This window comes from Vibrio sp. GLN_1 (assembly GCF_043106015.1).
GTDB classification, from domain to species: Bacteria; Pseudomonadota; Gammaproteobacteria; order Enterobacterales; family Vibrionaceae; genus Vibrio; species Vibrio parahaemolyticus.
The window spans coordinates 118,054-135,320 of record NZ_JBICMD010000034.1 but is presented as its reverse complement, the minus strand read 5'-3'; the positions used below and the strand labels follow the sequence as shown (position 1 = coordinate 135,320).

The 17,267-nt window shown below is 45.7% G+C and carries 14 protein-coding genes; 4 read left to right on the top strand and 10 right to left on the bottom strand.

The window, feature by feature from the left end; all coding sequences use genetic code 11:
* Positions 1–212 precede the first annotated feature (212 nt).
* The 3 genes from ACF8OV_RS14315 to hrpA form a co-directional block, all read right to left on the bottom strand.
* The gene (locus ACF8OV_RS14315; protein ID WP_005454858.1) at positions 213–728 is read right to left on the bottom strand and encodes an outer membrane beta-barrel protein; all 516 of its coding nucleotides are present in this window, start codon (positions 726–728) and stop codon (positions 213–215) included.
* Positions 729–971: 243 nt separating this feature from the next.
* Positions 972–1,451 (bottom strand): outer membrane beta-barrel protein, encoded by a 480-nt coding sequence (locus tag ACF8OV_RS14310; protein WP_005483427.1) that lies wholly within the window; start codon positions 1,449–1,451, stop codon positions 972–974.
* A 184-nt stretch (positions 1,452–1,635) separates the two neighbouring features.
* Complete coding sequence (hrpA, locus tag ACF8OV_RS14305) at positions 1,636–5,622, bottom strand: ATP-dependent RNA helicase HrpA (RefSeq protein ID WP_180801095.1); 3,987 nt, start codon at positions 5,620–5,622, stop codon at positions 1,636–1,638.
* Between the two features lie 185 nt (positions 5,623–5,807).
* On the opposite strand from hrpA, the gene ACF8OV_RS14300 reads away from it, so the two are divergent.
* Entirely contained in the window at positions 5,808–6,392 is a 585-nt protein-coding gene (locus ACF8OV_RS14300) for an FMN-dependent NADH-azoreductase (protein WP_025574099.1), read from the top strand.
* 56 nt (positions 6,393–6,448) lie between these two features.
* On the opposite strand, the gene ACF8OV_RS14295 is transcribed toward ACF8OV_RS14300, so the two are convergent.
* From ACF8OV_RS14295 to ACF8OV_RS14270, 6 genes are all read right to left on the bottom strand, one after another.
* Positions 6,449–6,946 carry a 4Fe-4S binding protein gene (locus tag ACF8OV_RS14295; RefSeq protein ID WP_020903796.1) on the bottom strand — a complete coding sequence of 166 codons (498 nt, stop codon included), beginning with the start codon at positions 6,944–6,946 and terminating at the stop codon, positions 6,449–6,451.
* Positions 6,933–7,544 carry a molecular chaperone gene (locus ACF8OV_RS14290; RefSeq protein ID WP_005454964.1) on the bottom strand — a complete coding sequence of 204 codons (612 nt, stop codon included), beginning with the start codon at positions 7,542–7,544 and terminating at the stop codon, positions 6,933–6,935. Before ACF8OV_RS14290 ends, ACF8OV_RS14295 begins: the two co-directional genes overlap by 14 nt.
* 130 nt (positions 7,545–7,674) lie before the next feature.
* Positions 7,675–8,526 carry a DmsC/YnfH family molybdoenzyme membrane anchor subunit gene (locus ACF8OV_RS14285; RefSeq protein ID WP_017448508.1) on the bottom strand — a complete coding sequence of 284 codons (852 nt, stop codon included), beginning with the start codon at positions 8,524–8,526 and terminating at the stop codon, positions 7,675–7,677.
* Positions 8,526–9,155: a DMSO/selenate family reductase complex B subunit gene (locus ACF8OV_RS14280; protein WP_005433785.1), complete on the bottom strand. Its 630-nt coding sequence runs from the start codon at positions 9,153–9,155 to the stop codon at positions 8,526–8,528. The genes ACF8OV_RS14285 and ACF8OV_RS14280 overlap by 1 nt, the downstream gene beginning before the upstream one ends.
* Positions 9,155–11,602 (bottom strand): DmsA/YnfE/YnfF family dimethyl sulfoxide reductase, encoded by a 2,448-nt coding sequence (locus ACF8OV_RS14275; RefSeq protein ID WP_203505064.1) that lies wholly within the window; start codon positions 11,600–11,602, stop codon positions 9,155–9,157. Before ACF8OV_RS14275 ends, ACF8OV_RS14280 begins: the two co-directional genes overlap by 1 nt.
* A 487-nt stretch (positions 11,603–12,089) precedes the next feature.
* A complete protein-coding gene (locus ACF8OV_RS14270; RefSeq protein ID WP_224067100.1) occupies positions 12,090–13,370 on the bottom strand; it encodes a MipA/OmpV family protein in 1,281 nt (426 codons plus the stop codon).
* A 280-nt stretch (positions 13,371–13,650) separates the two neighbouring features.
* Here ACF8OV_RS14270 and ACF8OV_RS14265 point away from each other — a divergent pair, with 280 nt between their 5' ends.
* The 3 genes from ACF8OV_RS14265 (at position 13,651) to ACF8OV_RS14255 (ending at position 16,489) form a co-directional block, all read left to right on the top strand.
* Entirely contained in the window at positions 13,651–14,001 is a 351-nt protein-coding gene (locus ACF8OV_RS14265; protein WP_015296697.1) for a hypothetical protein, read from the top strand.
* 9 nt (positions 14,002–14,010) lie between these two features.
* Complete coding sequence (locus tag ACF8OV_RS14260) at positions 14,011–15,960, top strand: alkaline phosphatase D family protein (RefSeq protein WP_203505066.1); 1,950 nt, start codon at positions 14,011–14,013, stop codon at positions 15,958–15,960.
* An 88-nt stretch (positions 15,961–16,048) separates the two neighbouring features.
* Positions 16,049–16,489: a TerB family tellurite resistance protein gene (locus ACF8OV_RS14255; protein WP_005454910.1), complete on the top strand. Its 441-nt coding sequence runs from the start codon at positions 16,049–16,051 to the stop codon at positions 16,487–16,489.
* Positions 16,490–16,674: 185 nt separating this feature from the next.
* Here the strand turns inward: ACF8OV_RS14255 and ACF8OV_RS14250 are convergent, their stop codons facing one another.
* The gene (locus ACF8OV_RS14250) at positions 16,675–17,205 is read right to left on the bottom strand and encodes a 3'-5' exonuclease (protein WP_005454828.1); all 531 of its coding nucleotides are present in this window, start codon (positions 17,203–17,205) and stop codon (positions 16,675–16,677) included.
* Positions 17,206–17,267 lie beyond the last annotated feature (62 nt).

The window sequence follows — 17,267 nt, the reverse complement described above, 5'->3', positions numbered from 1 at the left end:
AGTGTCTTCAACCTACAAGAATAAACTACGACATCTAACTATTTTTCGAAATTGGAATACACAGAGGAAAACAGTCAATAAACAAGGTCAAACGGCATTCAGAACAAAAGAGATGACCTCGCACATAAGTGCGAGACCATTTTGAGATAGGTGGAGTTTTTCAACCAACTGTGAAGGGTGAGTTGGATAAAGAAGATCGGGCAGTTTGCGGTTTACAAGAAATGGAAAGTCACGTTGCCCGTAAAGCTGCTTAGGTTATCGCTGTCCCCATTGATATCCACGCCAAATGATTGGTAACTTGCACCAACAGAGATATTGTCTAACAAGAAATATTCTGCGCCGACACCATACATGTAAGACACGCCATCATCTTTGCTGACCGAGCTTAATCCGCCATTGTAATCGACATTAAATGCATTAATGCCGCCTTTGGCATACACATGTAGCGGACCAAAATCGATGCTTGGTTTCGCAGCTAAGTAGAACGAAGTGAAATCCGCATCCCCTTTGTTGCCACCGAAAGACAAGTCGACTTTACCGTGGTTGAAATAGCCGACTTCGATACCGATTAATGGCAGAATCCCCGTTCCGACATGCACGCCATACGTTGTGTCGTTTTCGCCATCAATATCTGATTGACCAATTTGGCCGCCTGCATAAATCCATGAGTCAGCAAGCACTGATGTTGAACACAACGCCAAAGCCAATAACGAGAGTTTTGTTTTCATAGTTATACCTTCCTGTTCGATTCCTGAACGGAACATTACGCATACATGCGCACCTACTCGTCACTATATATTGGAAGGCATGGCGAATTTAAGACCAAAAAGTGAATAATTTATGTTCAGATTTTGTTTGTGTGATATCAATTCAGGTGAATAGTAGAATTAAGAGCAGTTAGGATTATCAATAGACAAAAAAACACCGGCGCAATGCCGGTGTTCAGAATTTTCATCATCTTGAATGGATGATTATAGGAAGTGCAATGTCGCGTTAACAGAGAACGTACCGATGTCGTCTTTGCCCGCTGTGTAGTTCATGTAGCTAGCACCAACAGACATTGGACCAAAAATGAAGTACTCAGCGCCTACACCGTACATTAGATCGAAATCATCATCGTCTTTGCCGCCTTTTACTTTCTTATCCCACTGGTGGATACCACCTTTCGCGTAAACGTGCAGTGGGCCAAAATCGATGCTTGGCTTAAGTGCAGCGTAGTAAGAAGTCAGCTTAGTATCTTGGCCGTTTACGTTGAACTCACCGTGTTGAGTTACACCCGCTTCAATACCGATGATAGGTAGAATACCTGTACCTACGTGCACAGAGTAAGACGTATCTGTCTCGCCTTTGTAGTCAGATTGACCAACAGTTGCACCGCCGTAAATCCAAGAATCTGCCATTGCCGCAGAAGATGCGCCAAGTAGCGCCACTGCTAATAGAGTTTTTTTCATCATCTACCTTTACTCTTTATTATTCCCCACGTCTTGCAAATCAGACGTTGGTACTGCAAATACAAGGGAGGCGAACCATTGCCTCCCGAGAACTAAAAACAACACGTGACAAGTTACTAGCAATTACTGTACCAGTAACTTCTTCATCGTTTACAACAAACCACAGCGCCATTTTACTTGTTGATTAACAAGCATCAATCGCGTTTTTGATTCGTTTATCAGAAACTGGATATGGTGTGCCTAATTGTTGAGCAAAGTAGCTCACTCGAAGCTCCTCAATCATCCAGCGGATTTCTTTCACATTTTCTGGAATCACCATCCCTTTCGGGATCTTATTCAGCAACTCTTTGTAATCCTTGGTGACAGATTCCACTTTAAGCATGTGCAAACGGTCTTTGTTCGGATCGATCGGCAATTTCTCCATGCGGCGCTCAATTGCACGCATGTAGCGAAGAATATCAGGCAGACGTTTCCAGCCACATTCCGTTGCAAAGCCTTTAAAAATCAAGCTTTCGATTTGCGCTTTGATGTCCGACAACGCAAACGCCATGGTGAAATCAATCTTGCCTTTCAGCTTTTTGTTGATGTTGAAAGCCGTCGTAAGAATGGTTTCTACCTGTTTGGCAATTTCTACCACGGTATCACCCAGTTCAGCGCGAACGTGTTCTTTCAACGCTTCAAACTTCTCAGGCTCCCAAACCAAACCGCCCTGCTCTTCAATAAGCTTATCGACACCACAGGCAATACAGTCATCAATCAGATCAAGCACTTTGCCGTAAGGGTTAAAGTACAGACCCAGCTTCGATTTGTTCGGCAAGTTTGCGTGCAAATATTTAATTGGCGACGGTACGTTCAACAAAATTAAGCGACGCTGACCAGCGCGCATTGCGGTGATCTGCTCAAATTCAGTTTCGTAGAGTTTGATTTCAACGCTGTCTTTAGTATCAACAAGCGCCGGATACGCTTTTACATCGTAGCCGCCACGTTTTTGTTGATACACTTTCGGCAGTTCGCCAAAGCTCCACGTATGCAGGCCTTGTTGTTCGATATCGTCATCCGCGACTTTGGAAAGCGTTTCTTGAACTTTATCTTTCAAGCTTTCTTTCAGTTCATGAAGGTCTTTGTTTTCCTTCAGCTTGCGATTTCGATGATCAACCGCGCGGAACGTGACTTTCAAGTGCTCAGGCACTTGTTCTAAGTTCCAATCTTCACGCAGCACTTCTACGCCCGTCATACGACGCAGTTCTTTTTCTAGCGAGTCCAGCAGTGGCGCTTCCATTGGTGTTACGCGTGCTAAAAACGCATCAGCATAGTTCGGTGCAGGCACAAAGTTCTTACGAATTGTCTTCGGTAGAGACTTAATCAAACTCACCACAAGCTCATGGCGTAACCCCGGGATCTGCCAGTCAAAACCTGCTGGTTCGACTTGGTTTAAAACCGGCAACGGCAAGTGCACGGTTACACCGTCACTATCATCACCCGGTTCAAACTGGTAACTCAGCTTAAGTTTCAGGTTGTTTTGGTGCCAGAAGTTCGGGTAATCCAAATCGGTTACGTGGCTTGCATCGCCCTTGAACAGCATCTCTTTCTCGAAGTTCAGCAGCTCTTTGTTGTCTTTCGATGCTTTCTTCCACCACGTATCGAAGTGTTTACCAGAGACCACTTCAGTGCCAACGCGTTGGTCGTAGAAATCAAACAGTTCATCGTCATCGACCAAGATGTCACGGCGACGAGATTTATGTTCAAGTTCTTCCACTTCTTGAAGAAGCTTACGGTTTTGCTTGAAAAACGCGTGCTTAGTTTCCCACTCACCTTCCACCAGCGCACTACGAATGAATAGCTCACGACTGACGGTTGGATCGATACTGCCGTAGTTCACCAAACGCTTCGGTACAATTGGCACGCCGTAAAGCATGACTTTTTCATGCGCCATCACCGCCGCGCGTTTCTTCGACCAATGCGGTTCGCTGTAACTGCGCTTGATAAGGTGCTTGGCTAATGGCTCGATCCACTCCGGTTGAATCTTGGCGATGATACGACCCCAAAGTTTCGAGGTTTCCACCAGCTCAGCCGACATGATCCACTTAGGTTGCTTCTTGAACAGCCCCGATGCCGGGAAGATATGAAAACGAGCGTTACGCGCGCCTTGGTATTCATTCTTCTCTTGGTCTTTCATACCAATGTGCGACAACAAACCAACCAGAATCGCACTGTGTACGCCATGGTAAGACGCAGGCTCATCGTTAAGTTTGAATTCCATTTCACGCATAGATTGGTGAATCTGGAAGTACACATCTTGCCACTCACGTACTCGCAAGTAGTTCAAGTAATCTTGCTTACATTGTTTGCGGAATTGGTTACCTGTCAACGCTTTCTGCTGCTTCTGGATGTAATCCCACAAGTTCACAAATGTCAGGAAATCCGACTCTTCATGGAAGAAACGACGATGTTTATCATCTGACGATTGTTGTTTGTCTGAAGGGCGCTCACGCGGATCTTGAATCGACAATGCCGCTGCGATGATCATCACTTCTTTTAGAGCACCATATTTTGGCGCTTCCAAAACCATACGTGCGAGACGCGGGTCGATAGGCAAGCGAGCCAATTGGCGACCAATGCTGGTTAAGCGTTTTTTCGCGTCCTTCGCTTCGGCGTTAATCGCACCAAGCTCTTCCAACAAGCGAACACCGTCTTGGATGTTGCGTTTATCCGGCGCTTCCACAAATGGAAACGCTTGAATGTCGCCCAAGCCAAGTGCCGTCATCTGCAAGATAACCGATGCTAGGTTAGTACGCAGGATCTCAGGATCGGTAAACTCCGGACGTGACTCAAAATCTTCCTCTGAGTACAGACGGATACAGATACCCTCTTCCACACGACCACAACGACCTTTACGTTGGTTCGCGCTCGCCTGAGAAATTGGCTCAATTGGAAGGCGCTGTACTTTAGTACGGTAACTGTAACGGCTAATACGCGCCGTACCCGGATCGATCACGTATTTGATGCCCGGAACCGTCAACGAGGTTTCGGCAACGTTGGTTGCCAGTACAATGCGTCGACCAGCATGAGGTTGGAAAATCTTGTTCTGCTCACCCGCTGACAAACGCGCGTAAAGCGGCACGATTTCTGTGCTCTTCAGATTGCGTTTAGACAAAGCATCAGCGGTATCACGGATTTCACGCTCACCGTTCATGAAGATCAGGATGTCACCTAGACCTTCATCACACAGTTCGTCGACCGCTTCGAAAATACCTTCAAGCTGGTCACGATCATTATCGTCATCACCGCTTAATGGTCTGTAACGAGTTTCTACTGGGTAAGTACGACCAGACACTTCAATAATTGGTGCATTGTTGAAGTGTTTTGAAAAACGCTCTGGGTCGATGGTTGCCGACGTGATGATCACTTTCAAATCAGGACGACGTGGTAGCAACTCTTTCAAGTAACCCAAGATGAAATCGATGTTTAGGCTGCGCTCGTGCGCTTCATCGATAATGATGGTGTCGTATTGATTCAAGAAACGGTCATGCTGAATCTCAGCCAGCAAGATACCGTCTGTCATCAATTTGATTTGGGTGTTTTCAGAGATCTGATCGTTGAATCGAACCTTGTAACCAACAAACTCACCCAGTTTGGTTTCCATCTCTTCGGCAATACGGTTCGCAACCGAACGCGCCGCAAGACGACGAGGCTGAGTGTGGCCAATCAGACCAAACTTACCGCGACCAAGCTCAGCACAGATTTTTGGTAGCTGAGTGGTTTTACCTGAGCCGGTTTCACCCGCAACGATAACCACTTGGTTTTCTTCAATCGCTTTCGCAATGTCGTCGCGTTTTTGGCTGACTGGCAGGATTTCTGGGTATTCAATCGTTGGCTTATAGCTGCTGCGTTGTTCCGCAACCATCATCGATTTAGCAATGTCTAATGCGATTTCATCAAACACAGCGTTACGCGCTGCGTCCTTCTTAATTTTGCTTGCACCAGAGATTCTTTTACTCAAACGAAAACGGTCGCGCATCATGCACTGATTCAGTGCTTTACGCAGAGATGCCGCGCTATTCACTTGAGCCTGAGGTGTTTGAGCTTGTTTCGCTGTCGCCTTTTGCGCACCATTTGACGGTGTCGCTTGCTCTTCAGCGGGAGTCTTTTTTGGGGGCTGTGACGAAGTCAAAGCGTTTCCTATTCTTTTCATTACAAAAACTGCGCGGATTGTATCACACAAGGTCTGCAACAAGATAACCGAAAGCTCATTCAATTTTTTCGAACATGTTAAGCGAATCGCTAGGCTTTTGAACTCACTTACCTTAATTATAATGGCTCCCATAGTCGAAAGCACTTATTTAAGGAATAACCATTATGTCTCGTGTACTAGCTCTAAAATCAAGCATCCTTGGCGATTACTCTCAATCAAACAAATTGGTTGAAGACTTCATCAAAAATGTAGACCAAGACAAACTGACCGTTCGTGATTTGGCTGCAAACCCACTGCCAGTTTTGGACTTCGCCGTTGCCACTGCACTTCGCGCAACGGAAGATCTTTCACAAGAACAACAAGCGGTTGTCGACTTGTCTGATACCTTGATTGAAGAAGTAAAGGCCGCAGACACTTTGGTTATAGCTGCACCAATGTACAACTTCACCATTCCGACTCAGCTTAAAAACTGGATTGATTTGATTGCTCGTGCAGGCGTGACATTCAAATACACAGAAAACGGCGTTCAAGGTTTGATTGAAGGTAAGAAAGCGATCGTAGTAACGACGCGCGGTGGTATCCATAAAGATTCACCAACCGACAACGTGACGCCATACCTACGCACTGTACTGGGTTTTGTAGGAATCACTGATGTGGAATTTGTTTACGCAGAGGCGCTAAACATGGGTGAGGATGCGGCATCGAAAGGCATTTCAGAAGCGCAAAGCCAACTTTCCACAATGGCATAACTTCAACGACAAAAAGAATACAAACGAAAAGGGATTGGTTTACGCCAATCCCTTTTTTATCGTTTTAAGTCAAAGCTGATCATGCTGGTGTAACAGCTTTGCGCACATTGCCCACAACCTTTGCATTTGGCAGCATCAATTTTGGGTTTGGCATCGTCTTGCCATTGCAATGCATCGTAAGGGCAACTGTCCTCGCAACTGCCGCAATAACCGTATAAGTTTTCGCAGCTGTTCGAGATAGTTGCAATCAAGCCTGTAGACTCTGTTTGGTTTGAAAGCGCCAATGTAGGACACGCCGACTTACACTCACCGCATAAATCACATGCTGAGTAGCTGATGTCTAACGCGGCCACGCCATCGACCATTTCAATGATTTGGCTTGGACATGCCGAAGCGCACTTACCGCATCCATCACACAGACGCGTGAACATCGATTCTTCCAGCGCATACGGAGGTCTCGCTTTAACACGAGGCTCTTGAGCTTGTTCAACTGGCGCACGACGGAACGAAAACAAACGCCGCTTGCTTAGATCAACCGATTCAGACTGGCGCATCCGAGTAATCTCTCTTTGCAGGCACAACGACTTGGTATTGCTCACTCAAAGATTGAAGTAATTCTTCAGTAAGGTTCGACAGTTTTGAGTAAGGCGTGAGAGTCACCGCTTTTTTGAAGCGCTTATTGAAAAAGCCAAACCATGTCATCAAGTGTTCGCGTAGCATTTCAGCCGCCAGTTTTTGCTGTTCAGTTTCAATCAACATGCCTAACACCATCAGCATCAAGCCAATTTGATCTTCTGGTTCACGTTGGTCAGATTCCAAAGAAAAACCACAACGCTGCAAAAAGTAACGATATTCAATGGTTGATTCACCAAACAACACCGCTTCTTTATCTAGATAAGCCGAACCCCAAGGTGGCGCTGGCATCTCACCAATACCAGCAAACATGCGATCGTGCTCCATTTGCAGTGCCTCTTCGCTCTCGTTTTGGAAGCTGCGTAACATGTCATTAAGCGCTTCGATTGGCGTATCTGTATTGCTCAGCAACGTATCGAGATTTGCCGCTGGATAATCTTTAGGCTGGTAGTAAAACAGTGCACCAAACAGCTTAAGAACGATGCTGGTATCTTGTGGTTCAAGTTGAGAAATTTGCATGAAGTACCTTTGATTACTGGTGTTTTTATTCTTCGATTAAATGAAACGGAATAGAGGTGGGACGAACACTCGCCCCACTCTGCTAATTGTTATCAGTACAAATAATGGTTATCAGCACAAATAACGGTTATCAGTACAAACCAGATGTAAAGTGCATACCGTAGAACACATTACGACCCAGAATCTCTGCAACGAACAAGGCAACGAATGCCACGATAACCAGCAAATTCTTCTGACGACCTTCTGCGGTAAACAACTCAGCGAATACCCAAAGAGCAGCAGCAACCACAAGCAACAGCACATGACCGGCAACATAGCCAGATAGCATGGTGATTTGATCTAAGCCACTGTGAATCGCGGTTGAGATACCTGCGAAGTGAATGGTTTGCATCACTGTGAAAGCTAGGTTCAACGCAATCAAACTCACACCTGCCCACATTAGGCGACGGTTAGTTTTCTCAGCCGTCACGTCCAATACGTTGATCAGCGTGTAACCAAACATCAGGCCCGAAGTCACAACCGTGAACCAAAACGCAACCGTTGTCATTGGTGAGTACCATGCTGGAACCGTTTCGATTTGGTAAACATTTGCCATCGCGAACATGAAAATCACGCCAACCGCGATAGACAACCAGTTCACAATTTTGCGAACGCCTTCGCTACCGATTTTTAGAATCGTCAGCAACCAGTACAAACCCGCTAAAGACAGAAAACTTGCACCCGTTAAGATCTCGTTAGATAGCGCCGCACTACCAACACGGTTTAATGCGTTGAAGGCACGAAGTGGGCTACCCAAGTGCGTGGTTGAGAACAAGAAACCCAATCCCATTACAACCAAAATAGCGAAACGAGCGATGTTCATACGAGGCTCTGTCACGCGTGGTGGCTTACCGAATTTCTCGAACGCATTAACCGTTAAGTGCGCGCCAACCGCGGTTTGAGCAAGAACCGTAAAGGCAACTAATGGTGCTTCGTATAACATTATTTCACCTCTCTTGGATTCTGTAGGAAACCCGTGCGGTCATTGGTTGGGCGACCATTTGGATTTAGCTTCACGATCAGGTTCGGGCTCGTAATGCGAGAATCTGGCAGTGGTGCCACATCCGCGTTTGAACCGTATTTCGCGCGTAGTTCATCAATTGGACCAAACTCAATCGCACGCAATGGGCAGCTATCAACACACACTGGCATTAAGCCTTCTGCGACACGTTCGTAACAGCCATCACACTTGGTCATGTGACCTTTTTCTTCACTGTATTGAGGTGCGCCGTAAGGACACGCCATGTGACAAGATTTACAGCCGATACACACGCTTTCATCGACAACGACAAAGCCGTCTTCTTCACGCTTGTGCATTGCACCAGATGGACAAACCTTGGTACACGCAGGGTTAGTACAGTGGTTACAAGAGATCGATAGGTAGTACGCAAACACATTTTGACGGAACGCGCCGTTTTCTTCTGTCCAGTTGCCGCCTACATATTCGTAAACACGACGGAAGTTACGGTCGATACCCAGATCTTTGTTGTCTTTACAAGAGAGCTGACATGTTTTGCAGCCAGTACATTTGCTTGAATCAATGTAAAAGCCATACTGCTTCGCTGTGCTCATTATTTAGCCCCCATTTTCTTAATTAGCGTCACTTCAACGAGGTTGGTATGGCTCGGGTTCGATTTTGCCAACGGGCTCGGACGTTGTGTCGTCAGTACGTTGATTGAACCCGCTTGGTCAACACCTTTTGCGTTTGGTGCGTACCATGCCCCCTCACCTAAGCCAACCACATGCGGCATGATGCGTGGGGTCACTTTTACGCGAACGTTCATTTCACCGAACTTGCTACGAACACTCACCAAATCGCCGTTGTCGATGTTGCGAGAAGCGGCATCAATCGGGTTGATCCAAAGCTCTTGTGGCGCTGCTGCTTTTAGGATGTCCACGTTGCCGTACGTTGAGTGCGCGCGCGATTTGTAGTGGAAGCCCGTTAGCTGAAGTGGGAACTCTTTACGATCTGGCGAATCCCAGCCGTTGAATGTCGAAACATATTCTGGCAATGGTGTGATGGATTCATCTTCATCCAGTTCCCATTCTTCGTTGATCTTCGCGAGGGTCTCTGAGTAGATCTCAATCTTACCTGATGGCGAAGGCAATGGATTCGCTTCTGGGTCACGGCGGAAGTCCTCAAACGCCACGTGTGGACGGTCGAATTGCTTCTTGTAGATGCCCTGCTTTCTCATCTCATCGTAAGACGGCAGGTTTGGATCGTTGTTTTGTTTGACGGTCTGAGCGTACATCCATTGCAGCCACTCTTCTTGCGTGCGACCTTCAGTAAACTCATCAAACACGCCCATACGCTTCGCCACACCAGACATGATGTCGTAGATTGGCTTACATTCGAAACGAGGTTGAATCGCTTGGCTTGCAAAGATGAAATAAGGCATTGATGCTGCCGCACCATCCATACAGAAATCCGATTGCTCGGACGTTGTACAGTCTGGCAGTACGATATCGGCATACTTCGCAGAAGACGTCATGTGGTTGTCGATCACCACAATCATTTCACACGCTTTTTCATCTTGAAGAATGTCGTGTGTGCGGTTGATGTCTGAGTGTTGGTTAATCAGGCAGTTACCCGCGTAGTTCCAGATGAACTTGATGTTGTTTTGCAGCTTCTGAACACCTTTGATGCCGTCAGTAAGATCGGTCATCTCAGTGCCACGGAAAATCGCATCTGTCCAAAGGAACATTGGGATAGAAGCGCTGATTGGGTTTGGCACTTTCGGGAAGCGTTGGAATGGGTAAGAGTGGTTACCCTCACGAGCACCAGTACCACCACCTTGTAGACCAACCTGACCACGAAGCAGAGACAGCATCATGATCGCTTTACATGCTTGCTCACCGTTTGCTGAGCGTTGTAGACCCCAACCTTGCGTGATGTAAATGCGTTTTGCATCGCCGATGTCGCGCGCAAGTTTCAAGATCACATCAGCAGGAATACCTGTGATTGGTTGTGCCCACTCTGGCGTTTTCTCGATACCATCCGGACCTGTGCCCATGATGTAATCTTTGTAGCTGCCATTTTCTGGCGCTGATGCTGGCAAACTTTTACGGTCGTAACCCACACAGTAGCGGTCAAGGAAGTCTTGGTCGACTTTATCTTCGCTGATCAATACATGGGCGATAGCAGCGACAAGAGCCGCATCGGTACCGTGTTTGATAGGAATCCATTGGTCTTCACGGCCAGCGGCAGTATCGGTGTAACGAGGGTCGATACAGATCGTACGTGTGTGGTTAATATTTTTTGCGTCCACGTAGTTGTGGATTTGACCACCGCCCGACATACGCGTCTCGGCTGGGTTGTTACCAAACATCAGACAAAGATCTGCGTTTTGTACGTCGTCAATCGAGTTGTTGTCTACCCAAGTGCCGTAGAAATACTCAGACATACATTCAATGTTCGCTGCTGAGTAGTCACCATAGTGGTTCAGGTAGCCACCACACAGGTTCATCATACGTGCAACCAATGTCGCGCTCGGATCCCAGCTCTTAGTTACCGTACCACCCAAGGTACCCGTACCGTAGTTTAAGTAAACCGCGTCATTACCGTAGTCTTTAATGATGCGTTTTAGGTTGTCACCGATGAGATCAAAGGCTTCGTCCCAAGTAATACGTTTGAACTTACCTTCACCACGTTTACCAACGCGAAGAAGTGGGTATTTCAAACGGTCTGGCGAGTAAACACGGCGACGCATAGAGCGACCACGCAAACAAGCACGAACTTGATGATTGTGGTTATACACATCATCACCCGTGTTATCGGTTTCTACCCATTTAATTTCACCATCGACCACGTGCATACGAAGCGGACAACGAGAACCACAATTTACGGTACATGCCGACCAGACAATTTTTTCATTAGGTTTTGCTGGCGTTTCTTTGGCAACCGCTTTAGTTGCAAACGGGAGAGAAAGCGCGTTTCCTGCTAACGCTAAAGCGCCAAGTGCAGAACCGCCCTTTAAAGCATCACGCCGAGTAATATTAAACTTACCATTTTGACTCATGGTTTTTTCCTAAGTGCATTTAAAATTGGGAGTGGCGCTTAATTAATAACAAGTGGGGAAAGAACACTAATTAGAAACAAATAAGATATAGAGATCGTATTTCCAAAATAGGCATGATTTGAAAATATCTAAAACACTTTGAGGTCAAAGTGACATTTCTAAGATCTATTAATCAAGCTTTACTTATCAGGCCTTGAGCAACTAAAGCCAGACAAGAAACCACTATCGATATCCTTGTAGATTTAATGGTTAATAAGTTTGACCACTATCAATTTATAAATGGCACGATGCGTAATCTTATATTTCATTTTACGATTTTTTATTAATGAAATATGAATAGGTCAGAGCTAGGTAAAATAGATAATATTTACTAATCTAAATTGAATATATAAATACAAAAATAGAATACAGAAGAATAAAAATAGTAATTGTTATCAATCATTGGATAATAAAAAGCCCTGTAGGATTACAGGGCTTAATAATGTATTTAGAATTCGTATTGGAAATAAATCGTGTTGTAGTTACTTCCACCTTTAATTCTGCCAAATTGAGAGGCGTTTTCGAAGATCGCAGAGCGATGGTGTAACGAATACCCCACCCACATGTTCTCCCAATCTTTTTGGTTAAACAGGTCACCGACGTTCACATCCAATGAAAAGTCCAGATAGTTAAGCAAGTTACTTGGCGTGTAACCCTTCTCTTCCATTTCTGTACCTTCGATATAGGTGATGTTGTCGATGTAAGACATCCCTTCTGCAACACCAAAGCGCCATTGAGTCGGCCAGTTAAAGGTGTAATACGCTTTAATCGCCATAACGTATTCGGTACTAGACGACTGAACATCCGACGACCAATGGTGAACCAAACCAGGCGTTAAATAGATATCAAGAGGCAAACCAAACAGTTCATCAGTCAACGGATGTCCGTAGAAAAACGAAGTGAGCTGATTATCGTATTCATCCTTTTCAGCGTTGAACTTGAAAATGTCGCCCATATTGGAAGGCGTCGCCCAACCGTGCGCAATTCGCAAATATGGACGATTGTGAAGGTCAGATTTTCGCTCTTTGCCTTTGTCGTTAAAGAAGCCGAAACCGACAAACACTTCACCTTGGTAACGATCTTCGACAATTCCACTCTTGTAAGCTTCGTTGTCTAAGCGCGTCACGCTGGTTTCGCCCAACAAATAGAGGTTAGAAATCACGTGATAACGCGCTTTGATGCCCAGATTAGCATCTGCGCCAGCACCGATTCTTTCCCCTGTCACATCTTTGAAAGCGTAATACTCGCTGTTGAAATCAGAGTCCTTATAACGGATGGTAAAAGATGGTTCGAACTCCCAATCACCCAGCTCGTAATTTGCTGCAATTCTGTAGTTTGAGTGGAACTGAAACTCGTCATCCGTCATCAATTCCACTTCAGCGCGCCAGTTTTCATTGAAGTCATAACGCAGTTGGCCACCAAAATCGACGCGATCACCTTCAAACGCGTTTTGAACGGATTTAGGAATGTCGACAAAACGAAGGCGCGTAATCGCGCTCACTCGCCAGTCAGAATCCTCTTCGTTAAACAGAAAAGCGCCGCCCTCGAGTCCGTTAATGTACAAATGTTCATTTTCAAAAAACATCATCGGCACGAAGGTGCTCACCGTAGAGTCATCGTTAGCAGTGTAAAAAGGAATCGAGGCCGTGCGATACATGGCGGCAATGCCCCACGTTTGCTCATCTGTTGCATAAGCCGTTGATACAGCCGCAGCGAGCGGAAGCATCATGGTGGCTTGTTTCAATCTCTTCATGGGTTTTAATCAAAGTTGATGGAGAAAATCAGTGAATTAAGCTTATGTTCTTTCGATATTAGCCGTTACAATACTTAACGTTGTCATGTGCGTGACAGTTCGCGTCATGCACTTTGATACGTTGGCATGAACATAATCTCAGTGCGTTGTTAACCTAACAACGAACTATGCCAGTAATCTAGGCATGTCGTCATCAAAAATCATTAAAAGCAGCCACTTATGGGTTTAGCTTGAACTTAAACATAACGAAGTAAACGTGAAAGCATCAGAACTTATCTCTATCCTCAATAATTTGCCGTCTAACTCCAACCCAGACATCGTGATGGGAGAAGAGTGGCTACCTGAAAGATTAGTGGATACCAAGCTCGATGGTGAGCTCCTGTTTTTGCACTTCGATAACGCACCTGAAGATGGACAAGGTGACGAAGAAGGCCGTGGTTTTGTCGATCATGAAATAGATTTGATCCGCACTCGCCTGCAACAAATTCTGGATGAAGACAGTGACAACGCATCAAAAGCGGATGCGATGTTAGGTTTGTTCTTAATGGGGCATGAACTTAGCAGCTCTCAAGTCATCGAAGTATTAGAAGAAGAATCAGATACATAAGGAAGCGCTTTGCCAACAACGTTGACCAATACTGAACCTACTCCCCTTCCTCTTGTTATTGCCGGGCCTGTCCTGCGCAAAGTTACCGCGTCTGAAATCAACATTTGGCTAGTGACGACCAAGCCTCTTAAAGGCGTGGTTGAAATAATGGATGCAAGCACTCACAACGCATACACATCACAATCACTTGATGAACTTCAGCAGCTCCAAATAGGTCAGAGAGCGTGGGTAAGCTTACTCGCCATTAAAGGTGATTACCCAACTCATCAACCGCTTCGCTACCAAATTCAAACTCAAGATGGTCTATTGACTGAGCTGTTGCCACATCTGAACTATGAACAAGACCAACATCCACATCAAGGATTGGAGTTTGTGATCAGCGAAAAAGCCGATTACGTTCTTCATGGCTCTTGTCGAAATCCTCACCATTTTAGTAAAGACACTTTAGTCACTGCAGACGAAAAGGTCGCTAGCTTACGTGTTGATGAGCGACCAGACATGCTGATCATGAGTGGTGACCAAATTTATGCAGACCACGTAGCGGGGCCGACTTTGGACGCCATTGAGCAAGTCGTTAAGCTACTAGGATTACCAGACGAGCAATTTGAGCAAGCGCCCATTGCAGATACAAAAGCACTGTATAAGCACCCAGATTGCTACTATGGACGCGATAAGCTTCTGCCACATTATGTCGATGATGGTAGTTTGTTAACTAAGCTGTTCCCTCATCGTGGCACACCCATTTTTAGTGCGAAAGAGTGTGAAAACCACCTGATCAGTTTCGCTGAATGCTTTGCGATGTATCTGCTAGTTTGGTCACCTACCCTTTGGGATCTAATCAAACGCGACCGCTTGCTGGAAACTGCATTCACGGTTGGTGGAAAAACTCTCGAACCAAAATGGCAACAGCAATGGCGCGATGAAAAAGTCCAAATCGATAACTTTGTTGCAGGTTTGGCGAAGGTACAAAGACTGCTCGCGCACATTCCTACCTATATGATCTTTGATGATCACGACGTAACCGACGATTGGAACTTAACCATCGGCTGGGAACAAGCGGCTTACAGCAACGCTTTCTCAAAACGCATTATCGGCAACAGTTTGATCGCGTACTGGCTTTGCCAAGGCTGGGGAAACGCGCCAGAAAAGTTTAACGAGACGTTTTGGCGACACGCGAACCACTTTTTCGACGCTCCCTCTTCGCAAGCTCAAGATGCCTTTATTCAACATCTCTATCGCTTCGAAGAATGGCATTATACTATCCCTACTTCACCAAAGGTCGTGGTACTCGACACACGAACTCGCCGCTGGCGGTCTGAATCTCGCATGAATAAACCATCGGGTTTGATGGATTGGGAAGCGATGATTGACTTCCACCAAGAGCTGGTGCATCAAGACAAAGTGATTATTGTTTCTGCCGCTCCCATGTTTGGTGTGAAATTCATTGAAGCCTTGCAGCGTGTGGTAACAATGCTTGGCAAACCGTTGATGGTCGATGCCGAAAACTGGATGGCGCATCCGGGCAGTGCCAATACGCTCATCAGTATTTTTACGCATACCAAAACACCAACCAACTTTGTGATTTTGTCTGGTGACGTTCACTACTCGTTCGCCTATGACATCAAATTGCGTTATCGAAAAAACAGCCCGAATATTTATCAAATCACCTGTAGCGGCATTAAAAACCAGTTTCCTACGCAACTGCTCACGATCTGCGATGGTCTAGACAGAATGCTTTACAGTCCGCGTTCACCACTCAACTGGTTTACGAAACGTAAACGCTTGAAGATCTACAAACGCGCGCCAAGCACTCACAATTTTTATCGCTTGGTTAATCACAGTGCTATCGGAGAGTTACGCTTGGACGATGAAGGAAAACCGAGTCACATCGGCATTCTGACTAGCGACGGAGAGGAGATTAACTTCCCTCCAACTCGCGCAGAAGATAAAGGAAAATAACCTGTCAGTGCGGTGCTAAATTTGATAGGACACCTTGAGATTTACCGTATCTATTACCATCTTAAAAGAAAACAGCTTGGTGCTTACTATGTTTAATTCTCTTACTTCGTTGTTCAAACAACTTATCGACGGCTCGGATTTGAGCAAAACCAATGCACTGTCGCCAAACATGGCGATCGCATGTCTGCTGTGTGAAGTGTCTGGTGCGGATCATCTAATTGATGAAAAAGAAGAAAGCACAAAGCGTTCTTTACTGATGAAGTTGCTCGAGTTAAACGAGCAAGAATCGGAGCAATTACTTGCTCAGGCAAAAGAAAAAACGCAAGACGCTACCTCTTTGTACGATTTTACTTCCCAGCTTCGAGAACTCACACAAGAGACTCGCTACAACTTGATTAAGAGCATGTGGGAAGTCGCTTATGCCGATGGACAAATCGACCCACTTGAGGATGCCGTAATTCGCAAAACCGCAGAACTCTTGTACGTTGACCACAGCGATTTTATCCGAGCAAAACTGCAATCACAGTAACGCTGTGACAATAAAACTTGTGCTCAATGCTCATTTTCTACCAATAAAAAAACGCGCATTACGCGCGTTTTTTCTTCAGCCAACGACATTGTTATTAAAATACTGGTCAAGGTATGAATGTGTTTGACAGCTTCTACACTAATCTACATACATGACAAAACAACAATGATTGGATGACGAACTAATTACAGCATGGTGAGCGCAAGCTTCGCTAGGTTGTGCGCGTCCACATAGCCCGAATGCTGACGCCCTTCCCACTCAATGCCTTTTGCTTCTTGCGCAGCTCGGTGGCCAATTCGCTTGTCTTTTAAACGGTTTTGAATACGGTACAGCGTCGCGAGATTGATGAATTCCGTAAACGGCGCTTCAATACCTTTTTGTTTACACTCTTCAAGAAGAATGACATCGTCACGTCCCCAAGAAGCATAAATCTTGTTGCGACCACCAAAGTTCTTAATCATAGATTTGATTACTTCGGCCAATGGTCTGCCTTGCTTTTCGATTTTACGCGGCGTGATGCCCGTCAGTTCAGCACAAAACAGTGACACTTCATCATGTTCTGGCTTCACGTAGTATTGAGCACGCTTGACGATCTCGCCTTTAGACAAATCTATTTCAGCTAACCCTACTTCGATGATCTCTCCCGTGCGGCCGACGCCATTCTCGCTCCAGCAGCACATTTCTAAATCGAAGCAGACGATACGGTTATGGTTCATAGCTTGTCTTGGTTCCTAGCGTAAATTTGAAAGGGTGCGATTCTACCGCAACACTATGAAAA

Excerpts from the sequence above, each read along its gene's own strand:
- ACF8OV_RS14315 (WP_005454858.1), bottom strand. The coding sequence starts at position 728 with ATGAAAACAAAACTCTCGTTATTGGCTTTGGCGTTGTGTTCAACATCA.
- ACF8OV_RS14310 (WP_005483427.1), bottom strand. The coding sequence starts at position 1,451 with ATGAAAAAAACTCTATTAGCAGTGGCGCTACTTGGCGCATCTTCTGCG.
- ACF8OV_RS14300 (WP_025574099.1), top strand. The coding sequence starts at position 5,808 with ATGTCTCGTGTACTAGCTCTAAAATCAAGCATCCTTGGCGATTACTCT.
- ACF8OV_RS14295 (WP_020903796.1), bottom strand. The coding sequence starts at position 6,946 with ATGCGCCAGTCTGAATCGGTTGATCTAAGCAAGCGGCGTTTGTTTTCG.
- ACF8OV_RS14290 (WP_005454964.1), bottom strand. The coding sequence starts at position 7,544 with ATGCAAATTTCTCAACTTGAACCACAAGATACCAGCATCGTTCTTAAG.
- ACF8OV_RS14285 (WP_017448508.1), bottom strand. The coding sequence starts at position 8,526 with ATGTTATACGAAGCACCATTAGTTGCCTTTACGGTTCTTGCTCAAACC.
- ACF8OV_RS14280 (WP_005433785.1), bottom strand. The coding sequence starts at position 9,155 with ATGAGCACAGCGAAGCAGTATGGCTTTTACATTGATTCAAGCAAATGT.
- ACF8OV_RS14275 (WP_203505064.1), bottom strand. The coding sequence starts at position 11,602 with ATGAGTCAAAATGGTAAGTTTAATATTACTCGGCGTGATGCTTTAAAG.
- ACF8OV_RS14270 (WP_224067100.1), bottom strand. The coding sequence starts at position 13,370 with ATGATGCTTCCGCTCGCTGCGGCTGTATCAACGGCTTATGCAACAGAT.
- ACF8OV_RS14255 (WP_005454910.1), top strand. The coding sequence starts at position 16,049 with ATGTTTAATTCTCTTACTTCGTTGTTCAAACAACTTATCGACGGCTCG.
- ACF8OV_RS14250 (WP_005454828.1), bottom strand. The coding sequence starts at position 17,205 with ATGAACCATAACCGTATCGTCTGCTTCGATTTAGAAATGTGCTGCTGG.